Source organism: Escherichia sp. MOD1-EC7003, assembly GCF_002965065.1.
Classification (GTDB): Bacteria; Pseudomonadota; Gammaproteobacteria; order Enterobacterales; family Enterobacteriaceae; genus Escherichia.
In genome coordinates this window covers 1-23,895 of record NZ_PTRE01000031.1, presented here as the reverse complement: position 1 = coordinate 23,895, position 23,895 = coordinate 1, and the positions used below count along the sequence as shown (strand labels likewise).

The window sequence follows — 23,895 nt, the reverse complement described above, 5'->3', positions numbered from 1 at the left end:
CGTCAGATCTCCGACCATTCCCGCAGCAGATTATGATAAAGATTGAGCAGCGAGAGGATCTCTTCACTTTCGCCATAGCGGCTTTTCAGCGACTGAATATTGTTGTCCAGTTCAAACAGCATGGCGCGTTTTTTATCATCGCGGATCATCGACTGGATCCACATAAATGATGCCACTCGTACGCCGCGGGTTACGGGTGTTACGCAATGCAGGCTGCTGGAGGGGTACAACACCAGATCGCCTGCCGGAAGTTTTACCTGATGTTGTCCGAAGGTGTCATTAATGACTAGTTCGCCGCCGTCGTAGCTTTGTGGATCGCTCAAAAACAGCGTGGCAGAAAGGTCAGTACGCATCCAGCCATTTTGCGGATGACTGCGTACCGCGCCATCCACATGAAAACCATAGGTTTCATTGTTCTGATAGCGATTAAACAGCGGTGTGGAAAGGGTACGCGGCAAGGCAGCGGCAAAGAACAAAGCATGTTGGTTAACCGCGTTCAGCACCTCATTTTGCAGGGCGGCGTATAACGTACTGCGGGTGTCTACCTGTTGATTGTTCTTAACTTGCGCACCTTGTGCGCCGGTGGTGACGCGTCCATCAACCCATTCGGCTTGTTCCAGTTGTTCGCGAAGCCGGGCGACGTCCTGTGGCGATAACACGCCAGAAATGTGGTACATCATACAAGTTCTCCAAAAAGTGGGGTTTTTACCTCACACCGATTTTTAACAGCTGGTGCTTTGTTCATGCCGGATGCAGCGTGAACACCTTATCTGGCCTACAAAATGATGTGAATTCAATGCATTGCACAACCTTGTAGGCCTGATAAGCGCAGCGCATCAGGCAGTCCTGTTCTCACCATCAACATTAGTGAGCCTTGCGCCCCACATCTGAATCAGAAATGCATATTGGCCGTGAGCAAGAAGGTTGTTGGCTCGCCCGGGTGATAACGGTAGCCGCTCTTGTTGATTGAGGCGACGTAATCGGTATCAAACAGGTTGTAAATGTTTAGCTGGAAGTCGAGGTTGCGATTGACGCGATACCCCAGTTTGGCATCGGCGACCCAATAACTTTCGGTAAACGCTGGCGTTCCCACCGCGCCGTCTGAGCCTTTATGCATACTGCCGATATAGCGTGCGCCCGCGCCAACGGAGATATCATCGGTTGCCTGATACTGGCTCCATAAGGTAAAGGCGTGCTCTGGCGTATACGGCAGCGATGAGGAACCATCCTGGGCAACATCTTTGCCGGTTTTGATGGTTGCTTTTTGCTGGGTATAGCCGCCAATCACCTGCCACGCAGGAGTGATATTCCCGGCTACGGATATCTCATAGCCTTCGACACGTTTCTTACCGTATTGCGAGTAAGTCCCGTCATCATTTTGCTCAACTTCATTTTCGATATCAGTACGGAACAGCGCAGCGGTAAGCAACAGGCGTTTATCCAGAACCTGCCATTTGGTGCCGATCTCGCTGGTGTTGGCTTTTTGCGGTTTAAAGTCGGTGCGGTTGGCACTGTTACCGCTGCCCGACTGAGCAAGGGCGAAGTTGTTGCCGCCCGGCGGCTGCTGGGAAACGGCATAGTTAATATAGACATTGCCGTTTTCCGTCAGGTGATACAGCGCCCCGGCTTTCCAGTTCACCAGATTGCCTGACCTGGCGGTGTCGACGGTGGTGACCGGAGAACCTTTCGTTACGCCTGCTGGGCAGGTGACGGCACCGCGGCCACTGCCGCCGCAGGCGGTGGCACTGTCATATTCAGTATGATAATTATCCAGACGGATCCCGCCGTTCAGCTCAAAATCACGGGTGATTTGCAGCGTATCGAAGGCATAAACTGCGAAGGTATCCGTCTGACCATTGGCGTTTGCGCCGTTGCGCGTCAGGCCGCCGGGATGAATGCTGCTGTCAGGATGATAAATATTCACCGCCGGTAACGTCAGCGGATTAACGCCGTAGTTGGTCTGCGTCTCACGGGTAAATTCCATGCCGGTACTGACATCATGACCGATAGCGCCGGTATAGAACGTCGAGGTCAGGTTGGTCTGGTTGGTGAGAATTTTATTACTCACATCTTTGGTATTCGCCGTGCGTGACCACGTCCAGCTATTCACATCGCTGGTGGGCTGGGTAATATTCGACGCCCCGCCCATAATCGCCGTCATCAGGTAATCCTGCTTCACCCGCGACCAACGCGTGGTGTTGCGAATAGTGGTGTTCTCGTTGATGTCGTGTTCAAAACGCATAGTCGCGGAGTCGGTGGTCGAATCGTCGTAATCGGAATCCGTGCCATAAAAGTTATGCGTATCCACTTTACCGGAATGATTCAGTGCCGCTGTTCCCGCAGATGGCGCGGAATAGCCGGGCAAACCAATGGTCGGAATACCGCCGTCCGGCGTGTTATGTTGGGTAACGTGTAAATAGTTAAGATACAAACGATTCGCAGTGCCAAGACCAAAGGCTACGGAAGGTGCAACGCCGTAACGCTCATTTTTGACTTTGTCGCGCCCGGCATCGTGCGTTTTTTCGCCCATCACATTCAGGCGCACCGCGGTGGTGTCACCAATGACCTGATTGACGTCCAGCGTGCCGCGACGGAACCAGGCGCTGCCAATACTGGCAGAGGCGTCAATGCCAGAATCATTGCGCGGCTGCTTGCTGATCATATTGATAGAACCCGTCGGCGCGCTGCGCCCGTAGTCGGTGCCAGATGGCCCTTTAATCACTTCGACCTGTTCTGTATTAAAGGTGTCGCGTGAGACGCTGCCGATATCGCGAATGCCATCAATATAAATACTGTTAGAGGTATCGGCGCCGCGCATATAAATGGCGTCGCCAGTGGTGGAGTTACCGTTCTCACCAGCAAAAAACGCACCCACGCCTGGGACGTTTTTGAGCGCGTCGGTAAGGTTGGTTGCGCCCTGATCTTTAATCACTTGTTCAGAAATCACCGTCATCGTGCGGGTAGTATCCGCTACCGGACGCGAGAATTTCGGATCGGCAGATTGTTGTGGTGCATAAAGCGAAGGTGTTGATGCTTCGACAACCAGCGTGTCATCCGCGTTAGTTTTCTCTTCGGCGGCGAGTGCCTGTGCCACAGGCGTGATACCAATACAAAGACCGGCAAAGAACGTGAGCGAATGAAATTGTCTGGCAGGGAAATTGCGATTGTTTTCCATTTTGCAGGTGACTTTTTCTTATATGTTGAAATTTTCACTGTCACGAGAAAGCATCTCTGCGGATGCGATGCCACTGTTAATCCCGTGATAGTGTTTACGTAAGTAATAATGATTTTGATAATCGTTATCACTTGGCGCGACTTTCTATCACCCATTGCGTGAAAAAGAAATACATTTATTTACATTGTGTTCATATTTGATGTTTTTTGCTTACAAAACAGGCGAAAACTGCATCCAGAGGCGAATGCAGTTACGTTGGTGGGGTTATTTGTAGATGGTTGCAGTACCGAACATCTGGTCATTTCCACCTGCGGAATTAATGACATAACCTTTCGCGCCTTGTTCGCGCGCTTTTTCTGCCAGTTTATCCTCCAGATCGCTTAGGTTCGATGCGCCAGTTGCCGAAACGGTACCGGCGGGCCGTAGCTGACCACTGTCCTGGTTACTCATTGGTTGCGCGGCATAAGCCGTGAGAGAGATTCCGCTCAGGACGGTGGCAATCAGTAGTGCGAGGCACTTTTTCATAATGACATCCTCATAAATACAACGGGTAGTGCCTGATAAGTGTAGGTCGCCTGTGCGATGAAAATGAGGCAAAAAATTGACAGAGATGCGCTTGTTTTTTGAACAATATATTTTTACAAAATAAGACAAATCAATGACATGCACGATGCTGATTTTTATGGTGAATTGATGGGAGAACATGATAGGTTGCGTGTTTTGCGCATGATACACGACGCCAGATATTTACCCTGTCGCGTTATGCGGGTATCTTACGCCGCTGCTTAAAGGAGAATGCTATGTCTGCCCAGAAACCGGGGTTGCATCCGCGCAACCGCCATCACAGCCGCTACGATCTCGCCACGCTTTGTCAGGACAATCCTGAACTCAGGCAATTCCTCACGCTTACACCCGCCGGGGAGCAAAGCGTAGACTTTGCCAATCCGTTGGCGGTGAAGGCGCTCAATAAGGCGTTGCTGGCCCATTTTTACGCCGTAGCGAACTGGGATATTCCGGACGGTTTTCTCTGCCCGCCAGTACCAGGCCGGGCAGATTATATTCATCACCTTGCTGATTTACTGGCAGAAGCAAGCGGAACAATTCCAGCTAATGCCTGCATTCTGGATATCGGCGTTGGTGCGAACTGTATTTATCCGCTGATTGGCGTACATGAATATGGCTGGCGTTTTACCGGTAGTGAAACCAGCAGCCAGGCGTTAAGTAGCGCGCAGGCGATCATCAGTGCTAATCCTGGTCTTAACCGCGCCATTCGTCTGCGTCGGCAAAAAGAGAGCGGGGCGATTTTTAATGGCATCATCCACAAAAACGAGCAATACGACGCGACCTTGTGTAACCCGCCGTTCCACGATTCTGCCGCTGCGGCACGGGCTGGTAGTGAGCGTAAACGCCGTAACCTGGGGCTGAACAAAGACGATGCACTGAACTTTGGTGGTCAGCAACAGGAGCTGTGGTGTGAAGGCGGTGAAGGTGGTAAAAAAAGAGATGGCCCAGGGGCAAAAGCAGAGTCGCTTTATTGCCTGGACCTTTATGAACGACGAGCAGCGCCGCCGTTTTGTCAATCGCCAGCGTTAAAGCGTTGGCTCCCCCGGTGGTAGCGGTGCTGCCGGGGCCGCGCCCGGCAGCACCTGATAAGTCTGCACTGGCGCGCGAACACCCGCCAGGTCGAAATGCTTTTTCACCTGGCTGTCGAGGGCAAAACGTACCGTCCACTGTTTGAGTGGCAGAGTGGTGAACGAAACTCGCAGTGTAAATGCGGTATTGCTTAAGCCGACAATTCCGGCAAAGTTCGGTTCACCAATAATCAGCCCGCGAATTTCTTCGTTTTCCATCAATTCCGCTACTGCATCTTTTAGCGCCTGATTGGCTTTATCAGCATCTTCATGGCGATCAACATCGTAATTCGCCACTACCGACCCAATGCCGCGGACGAAGTTAGCAAAGGTGGTAATCGAAGACCACGGAATGATGTGATACGCCCCGGTATCCTGGCGCACGCCCACCGATCGAATTGACATCCGTTCCACTGTGCCGGTCAACGGCCCGATAGTCACCAAATCTCCAGTGTTCATGCCGTTTTCAAACTGAATAAACACCCCGGTAATGATATCTTTCACCAGCGTTTGCGAACCAAACGAGATAGCCAGACCTAATGCCCCGGCACCTGCCAGCAATGGCGCGATATTGACGCCGATTTCCGACAACACAATCATGATGGTGATGGTACTGATAATCACCGCCAGCGCGTTGCGAAACAGCGTCAGCAGGGTACGCGTACGGGCGCTCGGTAGCGGACGTCCATGAATATCCGAAGCCAGCCGGTTTTCGATCAAACTGGCGAGCACCGTCCAGCCAACCGCCGAGAAGAAAAGGATGAGTGCGATACGGATCAGGATATCTACGGTTTTCTGCCCAGCGCCGTTTTGCAGCCAGTTCCAGAAATCGAACAATCCCCATGCGCTCAACAGCAACATCACCGCCACGCAGACTGTCAGAATACGCGCCGTTTTCAGCGCCGCCGAAAGCCAGCCGTTCAGCCGTTTTTGCAGCTCCGGATAGTGACGCTGAGTATGTGGCGAGAGGGTGATGGTCTTTGCCAGCCAGCGGGAAAACATACCGGACACAAACGCCGCGATACCAATAATCGCCAGGCTGCGTACCGTCGCGCCCATCATAAATTTCAGGCTGTTGCCAGGGTCGAACAACGAAAAGAAAAACAGCACGATAAAATAGGCGCTTGCCAGCCAGTGCCACACCAGCGCAAAGGCGCGGATAAAGAGGCTGAAAAAGGCCAGCGAGTGTTCCGCAAAGTTGAGCAAATGCTGGGTAATCTCTTTTTTATTACGAAAGATCAGATACAGCGCCCAGACGGTCATACACAGCATAATGATGACGTTCGCCAGCGCACCTATCTGTACATTCACCTGATTAGAGATAATCGGCACAGCTACAATGAGTCCATAGCCAATCAGGCTGCTTAACCAGCTCAGGCGACGACTCCAGTAACGGGCGCTTTCGTCCTGAATCGTGAACGGGCGCAGTTCTGCCACGTTTGGGCAAAAAATCAGGCGTAGTACGGCTTTGAAAAATTCAATCAGGGCAAAGGCGTTGAGAAACAAACTTTGTTGGAAAGCGATGGTGCGACTGCCCGCATTCAGGTTGTCGCTTAATACCTGGCCGACAAATAATGTCAGTGCCAGTAACAGCAGGTCGATGATAAACGCCCCGATAATCATCGCCGGAAGCTGCAACCAGTTACTGCGCTCACGATTTTTTTGCCGCGCCCACTGGCCCATTTTGCGATACAGCGGCAGCGCGCACAGGCGAATCAGCCAGTAAAAACCAAACACTAATACCGCTAACATTGAAAAATGGGTCAGCGCATTGCTGAAGGTTTGTGGGTTGAATGGCTTATGCGGGGAGCCGGTTATATTGCGATAAAGTTGTCCAAAGCGGGCTGAAAGGGCTTCACCATAATGGCGGCTGACTTCGGTGACCTTTTGCAGCACGGTTTGCTCTTCAACCAGCGTCGGCGGCACGATTTTCGGTACGGGTTCCGCAGGGGGCGTCGCGGCGACGCTGCGCAACTGGTCGATCAACTCTTTGCGAGAGGTGTCGTTATCCAGCACATCTGCCAGTGCGCCATAGGCTGCTTTTTTTTGTTCGATATCTGGTTCCGGGGCCGGCTCAGAGGCCGAGTCCGATGTGGCTGTGGTTGTAACGCCGGGTATGGATACCGCGTGGGCAGGTGCGCCCAGCAGGCAGAAGAGGATGAACAGGATCCACCGCATGACTCCTCCAGTGAGAAAACAGAGCAAAAAGATAAGTATAGATGCTGGGGGAGGGGGGATTTTAAATGAGAGGAATCTGGTGTGCCTCCCTTTCGGGTGAAAGGGAGGCAGAGATGTTAAGAGACGTGCTGCAAAAATTCCTGCAAGCGTTGGCTCGGTGGATTCTTGATCAACACCTGCGGATCGCCATCTTCCGCAATTCGGCCTTTATCAATGAAGATAAGACGCGATGCTACTTTCTCGGCAAAACCGATTTCGTGGGTTACGATCACCATCGTCATGCCTTCTTCAGCCAGATCCTGCATAACCTTCAGCACTTCATGGCGCAGTTCCGGGTCAAGAGCGGAAGTCGGTTCATCAAACAGCATCATTTTCGGTTTCACCGCCAGTGCGCGGGCAATCGCCACCCGCTGCTGTTGACCACCAGAAAGTTCGGAAGGGTAGTGATGCGCACGTTCTGCCAGACCGACTTTCGCCAGCAGCTCTCGCGCCAGCTTTTCCGCGTCTTCTTTGTTCGCGCCACGTACACGTAGCGGGCCAAACATGACGTTTTCCAGCGCCGTCAGATGCGGGAAAAGGTAAAACTGCTGGAACACCATACCTGCTTCCTGGCGAATCAGGCGCTCGTCAACTTTCGGATCGTTAACCTTCAGGCCATCGACAATCAGATCGCCGGAGGTGATTTCTTCCAGTTTGTTGATGCAGCGCAGCAGGGTCGATTTACCGGAGCCGGACGGCCCGATAATCACCACGACTTCGCCCTGGGCAATGTTCAAATCGATATTGTGCAGCACCTGGGTTGGACCAAAATGCTTGGAGACGTTTTTAAATTCAATCACAGGATTTTCATCCTTCTTTCCAGACGACGCAGAATAAAGCTCAGCACCAGGGTAATAATCAAATAGAACACCGCCACGGCGCTCCAGATCTCAAGGGCGCGGAAGTTACCGGCAATAATTTCTTGCCCCTGACGGGTCAGTTCTGCCACGCCGATAACAATAAACAGTGAGGTGTCTTTAATGCTGATGATCCACTGGTTACCCAGCGGCGGCAGCATGCGACGCAGTGCCAGCGGTAAAATGACGTAGCGAATGGTTTCCCAACGTGAAAGACCGAGCGCCAGTCCAGCTTCACGAAAACCTTTGTGGATAGACAGCACCGCACCACGCGTGATTTCCGCAATGTACGCGCCGGAGTTGATCATGATGGTGACCACCGCCGCAGTAAACGGGTCGATGCGTAAGTCGTTAAACGCCATCGGCAGGGCAAAGTAGATAAACATCACCTGGACGACGATAGGTGTGCCGCGGATCACTTCAATAAAGACCAGCGCGATGTGGTTGGCTATCCAACCACCGAAGGTGCGTGCAAAACCTGCCAGCAATCCGATCACCAGACCGCCAGCCAGACCGAGGACCGAAATCCATAGGGTCATTTTGGCGCCTTCAATCAGAAGCGGAATGGCAGGCCAGATGGCACTCCAGTCAAACTGCATATGTTGTTCCTGTTACCGTGGTGTAAATAATCAAAGTTAGGGTAATTAATGGCGTCGGAGCGGGTTTGCGCCCCTCACCCTAACCCTCTCCCCAGAAGGGAGAGGGGGCTGCCAGTGTGCTTTACCAGCGTAGCGTTATTATTTCGGTTCAGTACCAAACCATTTTTTGTAGATTTCGTTGTAAGTTCCGTTGTCGCGCAGGGTTTTCAACGCGCCGTTGACTTTGTCACGCAGCTCGTCACTACCTTTCGGGAACGCAATACCATATTGCTGTGCTTCCAGAGAGTCACCTACCGCTTTGAACTGACCGTTACCGGCAGTTTTGATGAAGTACAGAATGTTTGGCGTATCGTGCAGAACGGCATCTGCGCGGTTGGTGCCCAGTTCCATATAGGCGTTATCGATGTTCGGGAACTGACGCAGATCTTTAGTTTTAATGTTTGCTTTCGCGTAATCAACGGAGCCAGTGCCGCTCTTCACAGCAACCACTTTCCCGTCGAGATCTTTCACGCTTTTCACATCATTATTGTTAGCTTTCACCATCACTAACAGGCCGCTTTTGTAGTAGCCGTCAGAGAAATCGATCGCTTTTTTACGCTCGTCGGTAATGGTAATGCCCGCCAGCGCCAGATCGACGTTTTTGGTTTGCAGTGCCGGAATGATCCCACTGAAATCCATCGGCTTCAGTTCGTAATCCAGCTTCAGCTCTTTAGCGATGGCCGCCCACAGATCAACGTCAAAGCCCACGTATTTATCGCCCTGTTTAAATTCAAACGGAACGAAGGCGGTATCCGTCGCGACAACTAATTTTTTATCCGCGGCATGAGAAGAAACCGCAAAAGCCAGGGTCAGTGCAGCCAGTGAAACTTTTAATACAGACTTCATAGCATTTCCTTTTTTCTATCCACGGGACGATCCCCTGCGTGACATTTACATAAATGAAAAAATCGTGCCAGTTTTGCAACTCATTGATTTTTCGAGATGCAACAAGAATTGATTGCACAATTTATAGGGCAACACCCTGAAGATGCACCATTCTGGGGCACCAAACTGGTGCGCTAAAATGGTGCACTCAACACAGTGACTATTTAGCGTAAAACATGATGAAAAAACAATCTTTATGCAACAATTATGTGATGATGTTGATACAAAAAAATTACTTGATCAGCCAGGGATAGCAGGTAGATGCACTAAATAAGTGCGTTGAGGCGGGCTACAAAACAAAACGGCCTCCTGTCAGGAAGCCGCTTTATCGTGTACTAAAGTTTTGCACCATCAGCGATGGATTTATTCGATATTAGACTCGATAAACCACAGGAATTTATCCAGGTCGCGAGAAGCGGCGGTCAGGATATCTGCGGTATCGTCATCTTTCGCTTCGCCAATCGCTTTACGTACATCATTAGCGACAATCGCGTAACGGTCAGCCAGTTCTTTCAGGTGATCCTGAACGTTGTGGATGTCCAGTGGGTAGCTTTTCAGCGGGGTTTTGCTGTTGATAACTTGAGTGGTCCCCAGGGCTACACCGCCCAGCTGCACTGCACGTTCTGCCATGGTGTCCAGATGATCGATCAGTGCGGTACGGAAGCCATCCAGCATTTCATGCACGGCAATAAAGTTAGCGCCGCGCATGTTCCAGTGCGCTTGTTTGGTAATTAAAGAAAGATCAATAAACTGGATAACCTGGCGATTCAGCAACTCTACTGTTGCTTTTTTCTCGCTGTCAGAGACATCGTTGCGGGTATAAAGCAGATTGGTCGCTTTTGATTTAACTAATTTAGCGGTACTCATAATTTCATATCCTCTTGATGTTATGTCCCAGTAATTAACGAGACTAAGTATAGCACCGGCTATGTGTTCCGCTATTCTGGCTGTTCCTATCACACTAATAGTGGTAACAAGGGTGAAAAACAAAACCAATAAAAATTCAATTAGTTAGCTATATTAATAAAAACAATTCTTATTTATTTGCTCATCAGGGAGTTTCGGAATAAATATGCTTTTGCATAATTCGATATATAAAGACGGTGTAGAGGAAAAGTTGCGAGAAATTCTGCATGGTTATGCATAACCATGCAGAAATGTAAATTTAATTAATGTCTAATTCTTTTATTTTGCGCTCTTTGGGTAGTGTCAGCGTAGAACCCATTGACGCGGCGATGATAGCGCCGAGCGCCAGCAGCTGTATGGGGGTCAGTGTTTCTCCAAGGAAAATCATCCCGGAAACGGCAGCCAGCGCCGGCTCCATGCTCATCAGCGTACCAAATGTCCGCGTTGGCAAGCGGGTGAGGGCAATCATCTCCAGCGAATAAGGCAGAGCGGTCGAGAGAATAGCGACAGCCAGACCCAATGGAATAACTGACCAGTGCCAGAGTGCCTCACCAGCCTGAAGCGCTCCAATTGGCACGAAAATTAACGTTGCAATCAACGAACCAATTGCCACCGTCGCAGGGCCATGTTCCGCTCCAGCGCGTTGTCCACTTAAAATGTAAATAGCCCAACAAGCCCCGGCTCCCAGTGCCAGCGCACAGCCGGTTAAATCGACATGAGAAACGTCTTGCCTCAGCGGTAGCAGGAACCACAGACCGAGAACCGCCAGTACAACCCAAACGAAATCTACCGGGCGACGAGAAGAGAACAACGCTACCGCCAGTGGTCCGGTGAACTCAAGAGCCACCGCAATACCCAGCGGTATTGTCTGAATAGAAAGATAAAAAAGATAATTCATCCCACCCAGCGAAACGCCGTAAAACAACAGGGGTAACCGTTGCTCTTTGGCAAAACGCAGTCGCCATGGTTTAAAGAACGCGATGAGGATCAGCGTTCCTAATGCCAGACGCAGCGCAGTGACTCCCGGTGCGCCCACCAGAGGAAAAAGAGACTTAGCTAATGAGGCTCCTCCCTGAATAGACGCCATGGCAACGAGCAATATGACTATTGGTAACCAGACCGGCATTTTACGTAATGAACCAGGCATCCTTTCTCCCACGAATATCTAAACCTAAGTAAAGCGTGGAGTGTACTGGATATACCCAATGCTGGTTGAGCATTTGTTGAAAAAATTTTCCCCCGGTTTGGCTAAAATGCGCCAGGATTGATGGAATCATTAGTCTTGTGATTAGGAATAATCTGGATGAGTGACAGGGAAATCATGCGTAATACTTACGTAGTTCTCTGAAAAAGTGATTTAAATTTAGATGGATAGCGGTGCATGGAAACGTTCTGTTACATGAAATGGCCCGTTAGACATCACAAATCGCGAAGAGTTTCCCATTAATTTTTGATATATTTAAAACTTAGGACTTATTTGAATCACATTTGAGGTGGTTATGAAAAAAATTGCATGTCTTTCAGCACTGGCCGCAGTTCTGGCTTTCACCGCAGGTACTTCCGTAGCTGCGACTTCTACCGTAACTGGCGGTTATGCACAGAGCGACGCTCAGAGCCAAATGAACAAAATGGGCGGTTTCAACCTGAAATACCGCTATGAAGAAGACAACAGCCCGCTGGGTGTGATCGGTTCTTTCACTTACACTGAGAAAAGCCGTACTGCAAGCTCTGGTGACTACAACAAAAACCAGTACTACGGCATCACTGCTGGTCCGGCTTACCGCATTAACGACTGGGCAAGCATCTACGGTGTAGTGGGTGTGGGTTATGGTAAATTCCAGACCACTGAATACCCGACCTACAAACACGACACCAGCGACTACGGTTTCTCCTACGGTGCTGGTCTGCAGTTCAACCCGATGGAAAACGTTGCTCTGGACTTCTCTTACGAGCAGAGCCGTATTCGTAGCGTTGACGTAGGTACCTGGATTGCCGGTGTTGGTTACCGCTTCTAATCACTTCGGTGATATAAAAAATCCGCCTCTCGGGGCGGATTTTTATTTTTAAGGTTTCGGGTCGAAAATATCGGTTCCGAGATGGTTGTAATCCACCTTCTGTAACTGGAAATTGGTGATGAATACCGGCCCGGCTTTCTTCTCAGATATAAACGGGTATTTGATGTTAATTTCCTTCGCTTTAATTCCCGTCCACTGGGAGAAAAAGCCTAAGAAGTCATTGGCTGAACGGCGGGCTTTAATTACCCGATGCGCTTTATCGTCGCTGGAAATGACCATAAAAGGCACCTGGAAATTTTGCTGATATTGATCATCATGGGCAAGGTATTGCACATCTTTGCCGCGCTCTTTAAAGGCCAGACCGTGGTCCGAAAAGTAAACCAGCGAGAAGCTGCTGCCGCTATTACGTAACTGATCGTACAGCTTACGCAGTAAATCGTCCGTTTGCGTCATGGTATAGAGATAGCACGACGTTTCTTTCGATTGCACAAAAGTCTCGTATTTGCCTTGTGTCCGGTCGCAGGCCTGCGGATGTGAGCCCATCAGATGTAAAACAATCAGTTGCGGTTGTGAGTGTTCTTGCGCCAGTACCTGCGCGGTCATATCCAGTAACGCTTCGTCTTTAGTATTTTTATCGGCTTCAAAATTACCTTCTTTCAGGAATTGCACCTCATCTGCCCGTTTGGCAATGCTGGCGATGGCGGTATCGTATTCGCCGATTTGGCCCTGATTGGAAAACCACCATGTCTGGAAGCCTGCGCGATTTGCCAGGGTGACAAAGTTATCCTGAAACTGTGGTTTTCCATCGACCACGCGGTTGAGCGTTAAGCCAAGCGATTTCTGCGTGGAGCCACTGGCGGCAATGTAGTCAGCAAATATCAAACCGTTAACGCTGCTGGCAAACGGGGTATTGTCCCAGTGACCGCCAAAGGCCCCGAGGGCATCGCGACGCGCGCTTTCACCGATCACCACTACATAGATCTGATACTTCGGCTTAACGGCAGTGACCGTCCAGGTATCTTTCATACCGGAAAGTTTTGCCATCCGTTCTTGCTCTTCAATTACCTCGTTATTATTGACGATAACATCCTTAGCAAAACGGAATACCGGATAGCCCGTATCTTTCAGTTTAAATACGCCGCCCCAGGCCAGGTTTTGCACGGGAGCAACAAAAAATGTCGCCACACTGAATACCAGACACAGGCTGTCGAAGGTACTCCAGCGCGCTTTTTCACTCTCTTTTTTCCTCCTGATTGCTATTACGCCGAGCGCAAAAATAAATAAGCCGGCCAGGTAGCTGTACCACGGAAAAATCGTCAGGATTTCGGTCGACTCTTCCATATTGGTGGAGTGCAATGCCAGCAAGGTATTGAAGTTAGGCGCGCCGTAGGCCTGAGCAAAAGGGAAATAACAAGCGGCTACCAGTGAGCTGACACCGATCAGAACTTTTTGTACGCGAGGCAGTGTTCGCCATAGCAAAAGCAAAACAGCCGTAAATGCGGCGGTGTAGAGCAAACTGAAGGAATAACCTAAGCCGAGGTTAATTAATAGCGACTGTAAAAAGTAGAACGCAGTCCACGGGCTAAATACCCGGCTACGGGTAACAAGCGATTCTTTGAGGGTAAAATTCATATGCCACTATCGTAACAAACGCCATGTGCTTACCCTGGCGTCAAGGGTCAATACCTGCAAGAGCGCCTGAAGAGGAGAAAGGGGTCCGCATCCGCGAGCCGCAATATACGCAGGGCTGCAAGAAGATAGAGCGAGCCGCCGTTCAGGTCAACTACTGATGAACAAATCTTTTGCGAAGGGGATTACAAATCCGACAAAAAGTGGGGTTTTTCAGGACAAACGCGTTATGCCTGCATGAAAGCAGGAGTGAAGCGGCGTACCGCGACGCCGCTATTTATTGGAAGGTTTATCTTGCTGCGGTTTGTTGTTGACCATATCGCATAACATAGAGAGCAGCATTAACCGTACTTTAAAGGGAGAATGACTAAACACGCGCATACACCTCTTGAACTCATTCATAAGACCTCCTGACTTGCTAATCCCGTCAATCCTTGAGGGATGATTGCATTACATACAGATATAGCACAGGCTATATTATATAGCTATTGCTAAAACGTTAATTTTTTGTACCTCCGCAACTCTGGTTTACAATGTGCGCACGAAATGAGAACGCTATTTATGCGTCACCATAATGAGGAAGCACAATGAGTCGTCGCGCAGGTACGCCAACAGCAAAAAAAGTGACGCAGTTAGTGAACGTGGAAGAGCACGTTGAAGGATTCCGCCAGGTCAGAGAGGCGCATCGGCGTGAGCTTATCGATGATTACGTTGAGCTGATTTCTGACTTGATCAGGGAAGTGGGGGAAGCTCGTCAGGTGGACATGGCGGCTCGTCTGGGGGTTTCTCAACCGACGGTGGCTAAAATGCTTAAGCGACTGGCAACCATAGGGCTGATTGAAATGATCCCCTGGCGTGGCGTGTTTTTAACGGCAGAAGGAGAGAAGCTGGCGCAGGAAAGCCGCGAGCGACATCAGATAGTCGAAAATTTCTTGTTGGTGTTGGGCGTCAGCCCGGAAATCGCCCGTCGCGACGCGGAAGGCATGGAGCACCATGTCAGTGAAGAGACGCTGGATGCTTTTCGTTTGTTTACCCAGAAATACGGTGCTAAATGAGCCTGCCTTTTTTACGCACGTTGCAAGGCGATCGCTTTTTTCAGTTATTAATTCTTGTTGGCATTGGATTAAGTTTTTTCGTTCCCTTTGCACCGCAATCCTGGCCTGCGGCTATCGACTGGCACACCATCATCACCTTAAGTGGTTTGATGCTGCTGACCAAAGGTGTGGAGTTAAGCGGCTATTTTGATGTGCTGGGGCGCAAAATGGTGCGCCGCTTTGCTACTGAGCGTCGGCTGGCGATGTTTATGGTGCTGGCGGCGGCGCTGCTTTCTACATTTCTGACCAACGATGTCGCGCTGTTTATTGTTGTTCCGCTGACAATCACACTAAAAAGACTGTGTGAGATCCCGGTTAATCGGCTGATTATTTTTGAGGCGCTGGCTGTCAACGCTGGTTCGCTACTGACGCCGATTGGCAACCCGCAAAATATTCTTATCTGGGGACGTTCTGGTCTTTCGTTTGCCGGGTTTATTGCCCAAATGGCACCGCTGGCTGGGGCAATGATGCTGACACTCCTGCTACTGTGCTGGTGTTGTTTTTCTGGAAAGGCGCTGCAATATCATACGGGGGCGCAAACACCGGAGTGGAAACCGCGGCTGGTGTGGAGTTGTCTGGGGCTATATATCGTCTTTCTGACGGCGCTGGAGTTTAAACAAGATCTGTGGGGACTGGTGATTGTGGCGGCGGGCTTTGCGCTGCTGGCACGTCGCGTGGTGCTCAGTGTGGACTGGACGCTACTGCTGGTGTTTATGACGATGTTTATCGACGTCCATTTACTAACCCAACTGCCAGCTTTGCAGGGGGTGTTGAGTAACGTGAGTCATTTATCCGAACCCGGATTATGGTTAACGGCAATTGGTTTATCGCAGGTGATCAGTAACGTGCCGGGCACGATTTTACTGCTCAATTATGTGCCACCGTCTTTATTACTGGCATGGGCGGTAAACGTGGGTGGCTTTGGTTTATTACCCGGATCGCTGGCAAATTTGATTGCGTTACGGATGGCGAACGATCGCCGTATCTGGTGGCGTTTCCATCTTTATTCGATACCGATACTGTTGTGGGCGGCGCTGGTGGGATATGTTCTGTTAGTTATACTCCCGGCCAACTAGGGTCTGGCAAATAAAAAAGGCGGATTATGAGTCCGCCTTTTGCTTTACGTTTTGACGATTAATTCAGACGAACCGGCATCCCGGAGCGGTTTTTAATCGCTTCATCAAGAACAACCTGGTCAACATCTGGCTGGCCGGTCACTGTCTGCACGCTCTTGGTCAGGGTAATTGGCACAATTTCCTGACCTTCAAACTGGGCTTCGGTGGTAGACAGCGGGTTATGGACTTCAATATAACGGCTGCCGTCTGGCTCGGTGGTCGCTTTCACCGGCTCATCAATAAACTGTACGCGAGTACCGACTGGCACTTTCTCGAACAGGAATTTGATGTCTTCGTTACGCAGACGCACACAACCATGACTAACACGCAGGCCGATACCGAAGTTGGCGTTAGTGCCGTGGATAGCGTACAGGCGACCGATATAGAGTGCATACAATCCCATCGGGTTATCCGGACCTGCCGGAACGACAGCCGGAAGCGGTTCGCCCGCAGCGCGGTATTCTGCGTGCATTTTGGCGGTCGGTGTCCAGGTTGGGCCCGCTTTCTTACGCTCTACTTTGGTGGTCCAGTTGATAGGCGTGTCTTTACCTAACTGACCAATGCCGATCGGCAGCACGATAACGGTGTTGCTCCCTTTCGGATAGTAATACAGACGCATCTCTGCGCTGTTAATGACGATGCCTTCATGAACGGTATCCGGCAGGATCAGCTGCTGCGGAATGTTCAGTACAGTACCACCTTTCGGCAGGAAGGTATCCACACCCGGGTTAGCTTCCATCATATTGGAAAGCCCCATCTGGTATTCGGCAGCAAAATACTCCAGCGGTTGAGTGTTACCTTCAGGAATGGTGAGTACTTGATTCTGACCAACCAGGCGACTCCCGTCGGTTGGCAGAGGATAAGTTACCGCAGAGGCGGTACTGCAAAAGCCGACAACAGCGAAGGCAGTTGCGAATAATGTTTTCAATTTCATATTCATGTTAAGCGAGATTAGTGCCTGGCAGGCCATTGGGTTGAGAATAGTAGAGTATTGGAAGCGCATTATAAGTTCATTCCAGCTCACAGTGAAATCAGATGTGTACGAAATCACATTTTTTGCCTTTGGCTTGAGTGTAGACCTTAAGCGAGGAGCAGGATCTTCTTTCAGACTTATGGCATAATACGCGGTTTGTCATATCTCTTTTCAGGATACGCCTGTGTTAGTTTCCAGTAACGTCACCATGCAGTTCGGCAGTAAGCCGTTGTTTGAAAACATTTCCGTCAAATTTGGCGGCGGCAACCGTTACGGCCTGATTGGTGCGAACGGTAGTGGTAAATCCACCTTTATGAAGATCCTCGGCGGCGACTTAGAGCCGACGTTGGGCAACGTTTCCCTCGATCCCAATGAGCGCATTGGTAAGCTGCGTCAGGATCAGTTTGCCTTTGAAGAGTTCACCGTGCTGGATACGGTGATCATGGGGCATAAAGAGTTGTGGGAAGTGAAGCAGGAGCGCGACCGCATCTATGCTTTGCCGGAAATGAGTGAAGAAGACGGCTATAAAGTGGCCGATCTGGAAGTAAAATACGGCGAAATGGACGGTTACTCTGCGGAAGCTCGCGCCGGTGAATTGTTGCTTGGCGTGGGAATTCCCGTGGAACAACACTACGGCCCGATGAGTGAAGTCGCTCCAGGCTGGAAGCTTCGTGTGCTGCTGGCGCAGGCGTTGTTTGCTGATCCGGATATTCTCTTACTCGACGAACCGACCAACAACCTGGACATCGACACCATTCGCTGGCTGGAACAGGTGCTGAACGAGCGTGACAGCACCATGATCATCATCTCGCACGACCGTCACTTCCTTAACATGGTTTGTACTCACATGGCGGATCTGGATTACGGCGAACTGCGTGTTTATCCGGGTAACTACGATGAGTACATGACGGCGGCGACTCAGGCGCGTGAACGTCTGCTGGCTGATAACGCCAAGAAGAAAGCGCAGATTGCTGAGCTGCAATCTTTCGTTAGCCGCTTTAGCGCTAACGCTTCGAAATCTCGCCAGGCGACTTCGCGTGCGCGTCAGATTGATAAAATCAAACTGGAAGAGGTGAAAGCCTCCAGCCGTCAGAACCCGTTCATCCGTTTTGAGCAGGATAAGAAACTGTTCCGTAACGCGCTGGAAGTGGAAGGGCTGACTAAAGGTTTTGATAACGGTCCGCTGTTTAAAAATCTCAACCTGCTGCTGGAAGTTGGGGAAAAACTGGCGGTACTGGGTACAAACGGTGTTGGTAAATCGACCCTGTTGAAAACGCTGGTGGGTGATCTGCAACCGGACAGCGGCACTGTAAAATGGTCTGAGAACGCGCGTATTGGTTACTATGCCCAGGATCACGAATATGAGTTCGAAAATGATCTGACCGTGTTCGAATGGATGAGCCAGTGGAAGCAGGAAGGCGATGACGAGCAGGCGGTACGCAGTATTCTCGGTCGTTTGCTGTTCAGCCAGGATGACATCAAAAAGCCTGCGAAAGTGCTTTCCGGTGGGGAAAAAGGACGGATGCTGTTTGGCAAGTTAATGATGCAGAAGCCGAACATTCTGATCATGGACGAACCGACCAACCACCTGGATATGGAATCCATCGAGTCGCTGAACATGGCGCTGGAACTGTATCAGGGCACGCTGATCTTTGTTTCTCACGACCGTGAGTTTGTAAGCTCCCTGGCGACCCGTATTCTGGAAATCACCCCGGAACGTGTGATCGACTTTAGCGGTAACTACGAAGATTACCTGCGTAGTAAAGGGATCGACGGTTAATTTCCCGCCGTCTTTCATGCGGCAGATGCATTGGCTTCACCTGTCCACCCCGGTCACTTACTTATTTAAGCTCCGGGGTTTACAGGTTTGCAGCCTTCCGGCAGCGTGAAAAACTGAGGGAAAGGTTTCGATGGCTGGACCGGGTAAGGCGCAGTCGCCTCCCGGCCCCGGTAATGATTTAACGCATCCATTCACTCCCTTCAACACCATTGACCAGCAGCGTGCGTTTTTCTTCCACTGGTAATGACACTTTCAGTGCACTCCATGCAGGACGATAATCCCCACGCGCGTTGACTTTCAGGTTGATGGTCGCCCCATCGCAAACCATTTCCCATTCCACCCAAAGCGCATTACCAGTTTGGTAGCCCCAGCTTTCGCCATCGTCTTCAAACAGCAGGCCGGACGTTGTGCCCACACCTTTCAGCGGGAACAGTTTCAGTTCGCGGGTATCGTCTTGTTCTGCGCTCACATAGGTGATGCGTTTGCTGAGCGGTAGACCAGCCCCGGCACGCACCATCAGCGGCAGTTTCTCCAGCGGTGCGTCGAGGGTGATCCACTGACCGCCACTAAACCATTCGTCGTTGTAGAAATCGTACCAGCCAGTTTCGTTATCTGGTAGCCATACACGGCGCTGGCGCTCGCCTTGCTCTACGACGCTGGCAACCAAAATATCGCGACCAAGCAGGAAGTCATCACACTCTTCAAAAGTCTGAACGTCGTGCTCGTGGTCAAGAAAAGTCGGACGTAGCATTGGTTCATCATCGGCGTATGCCTGCCACATCAGGGTATAAAAGTAGGGCAGCAGGCGATAGCGCAACTCAATAGCGCTGCGGATCGCCGGAGTGACGCCCGGATACATCCACGGTTCGTTTACGGTATGGTCATCGTTCCACGAGTGAATCGTAAAGCGCGGATGCATCACGCCATTTTGTACCCAGCGTACAAACAGTTCCGGGTCCGGCTTATCACCGGAGAAACCGCCGACGTCGTGACCGAGGTTATATAGCCCGGAGAGGCTCATCCCCAGCCCCATGCGGGTGTTGTAGCGCAGAGTGTCCCAGCTAGTGCGGTTATCGCCGCTCCAGGTTTGCACGTAGCGCTGCATTCCCGCGCAGCCGGAGCGGGAGATCAAGTACGGACGTTTTTCTGGAGCGAAACGTTGCTGGGCTTCCATCGAGGCTCGCATCATCAGCAGTGGCATCACCGGGCGAATATGTTTGATCGCGATCGTCTGACCAAAGCCGTGACAGCGTGCTTCACCGTCCCATACTTCGAATTCGTTGTTGTCGTTCCAGGTGGAGTCGATACCCATCTCCAGAAGCTGTGTGGTCACGCCTTCCTGCCACCACTGGATGGTCTGCGGATTAGTAAAGTCGAGGTTAGAACCTTCGTCATCCCAGAAGCTGGAACGTTCTGGTTCATCTGTTTCTGAATCACGGATGAACAGTCCTCTTTCTGCCACTTCGTTATAGCGTGGGTGATCCTGCAACAGGCACGGCTTGATATTGGCAGCCAGGTGCAAACCAGCATTGTGAAATGCCTGGCTCATCACTTTCGGCTGCGGCACTTTGTCGTAATTCCAGTTGAACACATAGCGCTTGCCGTTAATTGAGGTATAACCGGAAGAGAGCTGGAACGAATCGCAGGGAATCGCATGTTCTTCACACAGGTGGATAAAGTTCATCAACTGATTTTGTGCGTCCGGGGCATCGGTGTAGTGCATAGTTGAACCGCTGTAGCCCAGGCTCCATTTCGGCCCGAACAGGGTTTTTCCGGTCAGGCGTACGAAGGCTTTGGTGATATCAAGTACGCGTTCGCCGGTAAACAGGTAGTAGTCGATATCACCCGCTTCTGCCTGCCAGCGGCGATAGGCGGTGTGGTAGTTGTCGATCTCGTTGCCCAGATCCAGCCAGCAGCTGCTGAGGTTGTCATAAAACAGGCCGAAGCTAACGTCATCGCGGCGGGTGATGGTGAATGGAATGTGTTTGTACAGCGGGTCAGTACTAACGGCGTTGTAGCCCATCGCGTCGAGGTTACGCATCTCGTAACGTTTACCGTTGCGTTGCAAGTCGCCGGCTTTATCTCCGAGGCCATAAAAGCGTTCATCTTTACGACGGCTCTGATAGTGCGCCACGCCGTCACCGTGGGCATTCAGCAGATAAGCGCTGGTCGGGCGGTCATTCACCAACGGCAGCCATTCGCCTTCGTTGTTACGATAGTGCCACTCCAGCCACAGTGGCTGGTGAACGGTGGCACGCAGTGACTCGGTGGCGATAACCACGGTGTCGTCGTGCTGGTTCAATGTCCACGCGGGCAGGCTAAAGCCGCTGAGATCTTCGCGGCTGCGCCCTTCCCATGGCACATCCTGCGCCGGAGCAATGCTCCAGGTGCGATCCAGCGCCAGCTCGCCTTTACGTTTTAACAGCACGCGGAACAGATTTTCTTCCAACACGTACAGGCACAGGATGTGCTGGCCATCGACCAGCAGTTCAACGTGGTGGGCAGACTGTTTGTGCAGGATCCAGTTTTTCAGCGTTTTCATATTTACATCCACTCTCAGGCGCGTTTTGCGCGACGTTCAGCAATAAAGGTGACCAGGAAGAAAGCGCCAATCAGGTCAAAGAAGCCCATGGCGATAAACAAGGGGTTAAAGCCGATTTTGTCAGCGGTAACCCCGATAATCAGGGAGAACAGGAAACTTGCGATCCACGCGGCAGAGCCGCGCATGCCGTTAACAGTGGCCATCTGACCTTTGTCGAAGGATTCCACCACTAGTGCGCTAAGCATGCAGGAGATGATCTGGTGACCGAAGCCGCCTATGGAGATAAGGACGATGGCGATATACGGGTTATTGATAAAGGCCATCACCGCCAGCGAAACCATCAGGAATGCGCCACTGACCGATGATGCGACAACGGAGTTCACACGACTCAGCCCAAACAGGCGGGTGTAAAGTTTGGTCAGATAGCCGCTGGCAATACTGCCAAGATCAGCGGCGAGGAACGGTAACCAGGCGAATAATGCGATCTGCTTCAGGTCCATGCCATAGGTTTTGGACAGGTATAGCGGAACCCAGAAACTCATCACCGCCCACGCCGGTTCTGCCATAAAGGCGGGGATAGCGATACCGTAAAAGCGTTTATTTTTGCCCACGGTTTTCAGTGCGGTCAGGAAGGGTAACTTGACCGGGGGCGCTTCGTTATCCTGGCGGATAAAGTCCAGCTCGGCTTTGCTGAGGTTCGGATGCTTATCCGGGGTGTGATAGAACGCCCACCACAGCACTACCCACAACATCGCCAGGATGCCCGTGAACATAAATGCGCCCTGCCAGCCGAATGAAGCGTGGGCAAAATAGATAATCGGTGGAGCCAGCATGGCGCCGATGGAAAAACCGACGCCTGCCCAGCCTGCGGCGATCGGGCGTTCTGATTTTGGAAACCATTCACCGATAGTTTTGGCGTTTGCTGGGGTTGCCGCGGCTTCCGCACCACCCATAAAGAAGCGCAACAGCGCCAGATGTACCCAGTTCCCCGCCCCCGCATGCATCAGACAGGCCAGCGCCCACAGCCCCGCGCAGATCATAAAGCCCAGTTTGAGGCCAATGACGTCAATCAGCCATCCGCATAACGGTTGGAATAAGGTATAGGCGAGTTGGAAAGCACCTACAATCCAGGAATATTGTTCGGTGGTAATCCCCAGGCTGCTTTTCAGTTCGGAGGCGAGAATACCCAGCGAATTACGCGTGATGTAGTTGACAGTAACACCGAGTAAAAAAAGGACCAGCATCCACCAACGCAGATTTTTGACGATATGGCGCGGTTTACTGGCAGTCATATCGTTATTGATACCCTGACTCATATGCACTCCACAGAATAGTATAGGGGGTGTGCGGCAACGTCAGAATGGAGTTGTCACACCACTTTTAACTTTTTGATAAATAAAGTCTTTGTTGTTCGTTTTTCCATTTTTCTTGTATGGAAGTTGTTCTACCAATTCACAGTAAGAGACCCTAAAAGCGAAAGAAAGCGGGTTTTGTGCACGTTTTTCCATGAGTGGCTGATATACATTACTGAAATGGATTTAATGCCAGACAGAATGGGATCTTTTGCTCATGAAAATTCTGTCATTTCCGAATTAGAGGCAGATCACAAAATGGAAAAGAAGCTGAAAATCGCCGATATCGCCGCACGTACTGGGCTATCGCCGAGTACGGTTTCGCGGGTGCTGGCTGGCAAAGCGAATACCAGTGCACGCGCTCGCGAACAAGTGCTGGCCTGCGCGCGTGAGTTGGGCGTGATGGATGGTATGGCAGCGGGTCGTATGTTACTGAACAACCTGCTTATTTTTGCGCCGCAACGCGCTTTTGACCAACGATCCGATATCTTTTATTACCGTGTGATTCAGAGCATCAGCAAAGCGTTATCTCCGCATGAAGTGCGGCTGCGTTACTGCGCGTTGGAGGAGTTTGACAGCGATCCCGCGCTATTTTTCTCGCGGATGAATGAAGCAGATACGCAGGCGGCGATCCTGCTGGGGATTGACGATCCGCACATCCATGATCTGGCCGCTGATCTCGCTAAGCCTTGTGTGCTGATCAACTGCCGTGATGAACGAATGCGCCTCCCGGCGATTGCGCCGGACCATCGGTTAATTGGCGCGTTCGCCGCCCGCTATCTGTTTGAAATGGGTCACCGGGAGGTGATGAACGTGATGTGCCTGCGCCGCTACACTATGGAGCAGCGGTTTGCGGGGATTAAAGAATCATGGCGTCAGCATAATCTGGCCTTTCACCATGACCGTCATTTCCTCAATATCAGCAGTTTTAGCACCAAAGAAGCGGAAGAAAAGGTCGGAGCGTGGCTGGATGCTGCTAATGGCAAGACGCTGCCGACGGCGTTTTTGGTCGGTGGGGATTTTATGGCGGCGGGGACGGGAAATGCGCGGCACCGGTGGGGTTGTGGGGGATCCCCGGGTGGTTCG

At 51.1% G+C, this 23,895-nt stretch carries 20 protein-coding genes and 1 pseudogene; 7 read left to right on the top strand and 14 right to left on the bottom strand.

Annotation, left to right across the window (positions count from 1 at the left end):
* Window positions 1-2 precede the first annotated feature (2 nt).
* The 3 genes from ybiX to mcbA form a co-directional block, all read right to left on the bottom strand.
* A complete protein-coding gene (gene ybiX, locus A7090_RS05500; RefSeq protein ID WP_105273295.1) occupies window positions 3-680 on the bottom strand; it encodes a PKHD-type hydroxylase YbiX in 678 nt (225 codons plus the stop codon).
* 212 nt (window positions 681-892) lie between these two features.
* Window positions 893-3,175 (bottom strand): catecholate siderophore receptor Fiu, encoded by a 2,283-nt coding sequence (locus A7090_RS05495; protein ID WP_105273294.1) that lies wholly within the window; start codon window positions 3,173-3,175, stop codon window positions 893-895.
* A gap of 264 nt (window positions 3,176-3,439) precedes the next feature.
* Window positions 3,440-3,700 carry a DUF1471 family periplasmic protein McbA gene (mcbA, locus tag A7090_RS25695; RefSeq protein ID WP_123056926.1) on the bottom strand — a complete coding sequence of 87 codons (261 nt, stop codon included), beginning with the start codon at window positions 3,698-3,700 and terminating at the stop codon, window positions 3,440-3,442.
* A 275-nt stretch (window positions 3,701-3,975) separates the two neighbouring features.
* Here mcbA and rlmF point away from each other — a divergent pair.
* Window positions 3,976-4,768 (top strand): annotated as a pseudogene (gene rlmF, locus A7090_RS05485) (23S rRNA (adenine(1618)-N(6))-methyltransferase RlmF).
* Here rlmF and ybiO read toward each other — a convergent pair.
* From ybiO to rhtA, 6 genes are all read right to left on the bottom strand, one after another.
* Entirely contained in the window at window positions 4,765-6,984 is a 2,220-nt protein-coding gene (ybiO, locus tag A7090_RS05480; RefSeq protein ID WP_105273293.1) for a mechanosensitive channel protein, read from the bottom strand. The pseudogene rlmF and the gene ybiO overlap by 4 nt on opposite strands.
* Window positions 6,985-7,100: 116 nt before the next feature.
* Window positions 7,101-7,823, bottom strand: coding sequence for a glutamine ABC transporter ATP-binding protein GlnQ (glnQ, locus tag A7090_RS05475; protein ID WP_000569076.1), 723 nt, complete (start codon window positions 7,821-7,823; stop codon window positions 7,101-7,103).
* Window positions 7,820-8,479, bottom strand: a complete 660-nt coding sequence (gene glnP, locus A7090_RS05470) for a glutamine ABC transporter permease GlnP (RefSeq protein ID WP_001159057.1) — start codon at window positions 8,477-8,479, stop codon at window positions 7,820-7,822. Before glnP ends, glnQ begins: the two co-directional genes overlap by 4 nt.
* Window positions 8,480-8,617: 138 nt before the next feature.
* Window positions 8,618-9,364 carry a glutamine ABC transporter substrate-binding protein GlnH gene (gene glnH, locus A7090_RS05465; protein ID WP_105273292.1) on the bottom strand — a complete coding sequence of 249 codons (747 nt, stop codon included), beginning with the start codon at window positions 9,362-9,364 and terminating at the stop codon, window positions 8,618-8,620.
* Between the two features lie 402 nt (window positions 9,365-9,766).
* Window positions 9,767-10,270, bottom strand: a complete 504-nt coding sequence (gene dps, locus A7090_RS05450; protein WP_000100800.1) for a DNA starvation/stationary phase protection protein Dps — start codon at window positions 10,268-10,270, stop codon at window positions 9,767-9,769.
* A 298-nt stretch (window positions 10,271-10,568) separates the two neighbouring features.
* A complete protein-coding gene (gene rhtA, locus A7090_RS05440; protein ID WP_105273291.1) occupies window positions 10,569-11,456 on the bottom strand; it encodes a threonine/homoserine exporter RhtA in 888 nt (295 codons plus the stop codon).
* A gap of 234 nt (window positions 11,457-11,690) precedes the next feature.
* Here rhtA and A7090_RS25690 point away from each other — a divergent pair, with 234 nt between their 5' ends.
* Both A7090_RS25690 and ompX read left to right on the top strand, forming a co-directional pair.
* Complete coding sequence (locus A7090_RS25690; protein ID WP_120795379.1) at window positions 11,691-11,756, top strand: protein YliM; 66 nt, start codon at window positions 11,691-11,693, stop codon at window positions 11,754-11,756.
* A 52-nt stretch (window positions 11,757-11,808) separates the two neighbouring features.
* Window positions 11,809-12,324, top strand: a complete 516-nt coding sequence (gene ompX, locus A7090_RS05435; RefSeq protein WP_024017622.1) for an outer membrane protein OmpX — start codon at window positions 11,809-11,811, stop codon at window positions 12,322-12,324.
* 48 nt (window positions 12,325-12,372) lie between these two features.
* Here ompX and opgE read toward each other — a convergent pair whose 3' ends face one another.
* Both opgE and mntS read right to left on the bottom strand, forming a co-directional pair.
* Window positions 12,373-13,956, bottom strand: coding sequence for a phosphoethanolamine transferase (opgE, locus tag A7090_RS05430; protein WP_105273290.1), 1,584 nt, complete (start codon window positions 13,954-13,956; stop codon window positions 12,373-12,375).
* A gap of 270 nt (window positions 13,957-14,226) precedes the next feature.
* Window positions 14,227-14,355, bottom strand: a complete 129-nt coding sequence (gene mntS, locus A7090_RS05425) for a manganase accumulation protein MntS (RefSeq protein WP_001001762.1) — start codon at window positions 14,353-14,355, stop codon at window positions 14,227-14,229.
* A 185-nt stretch (window positions 14,356-14,540) separates the two neighbouring features.
* Here mntS and mntR point away from each other — a divergent pair, with 185 nt between their 5' ends.
* Both mntR and A7090_RS05415 read left to right on the top strand, forming a co-directional pair.
* Window positions 14,541-15,008 carry a manganese-binding transcriptional regulator MntR gene (gene mntR, locus A7090_RS05420; RefSeq protein ID WP_105273289.1) on the top strand — a complete coding sequence of 156 codons (468 nt, stop codon included), beginning with the start codon at window positions 14,541-14,543 and terminating at the stop codon, window positions 15,006-15,008.
* The gene (locus A7090_RS05415; RefSeq protein ID WP_105273288.1) at window positions 15,005-16,123 is read left to right on the top strand and encodes an anion transporter; all 1,119 of its coding nucleotides are present in this window, start codon (window positions 15,005-15,007) and stop codon (window positions 16,121-16,123) included. Before mntR ends, A7090_RS05415 begins: the two co-directional genes overlap by 4 nt.
* 58 nt (window positions 16,124-16,181) lie before the next feature.
* Here A7090_RS05415 and ldtB read toward each other — a convergent pair whose 3' ends face one another.
* Window positions 16,182-17,102, bottom strand: coding sequence for a L,D-transpeptidase (gene ldtB, locus A7090_RS05410; protein WP_105273287.1), 921 nt, complete (start codon window positions 17,100-17,102; stop codon window positions 16,182-16,184).
* Window positions 17,103-17,319: 217 nt separating this feature from the next.
* Between ldtB and A7090_RS05400 the strand changes: the two genes are divergently transcribed.
* Window positions 17,320-18,915: an ABC-F family ATPase gene (locus A7090_RS05400; RefSeq protein WP_000961457.1), complete on the top strand. Its 1,596-nt coding sequence runs from the start codon at window positions 17,320-17,322 to the stop codon at window positions 18,913-18,915.
* 178 nt (window positions 18,916-19,093) lie between these two features.
* Here the strand turns inward: A7090_RS05400 and A7090_RS05395 are convergent, their stop codons facing one another.
* Together A7090_RS05395 and A7090_RS05390 are read right to left on the bottom strand one after the other, a co-directional pair.
* Entirely contained in the window at window positions 19,094-21,457 is a 2,364-nt protein-coding gene (locus A7090_RS05395) for a glycoside hydrolase family 31 protein (protein WP_123056925.1), read from the bottom strand.
* Window positions 21,458-21,471: 14 nt separating this feature from the next.
* The gene (locus A7090_RS05390) at window positions 21,472-22,773 is read right to left on the bottom strand and encodes an MFS transporter (protein WP_123056924.1); all 1,302 of its coding nucleotides are present in this window, start codon (window positions 22,771-22,773) and stop codon (window positions 21,472-21,474) included.
* 294 nt (window positions 22,774-23,067) lie between these two features.
* Between A7090_RS05390 and A7090_RS05380 the strand changes: the two genes are divergently transcribed.
* A partial coding sequence (locus A7090_RS05380; RefSeq protein ID WP_157941442.1) for a LacI family DNA-binding transcriptional regulator occupies window positions 23,068-23,895 on the top strand: 828 nt, incomplete at its 3' end.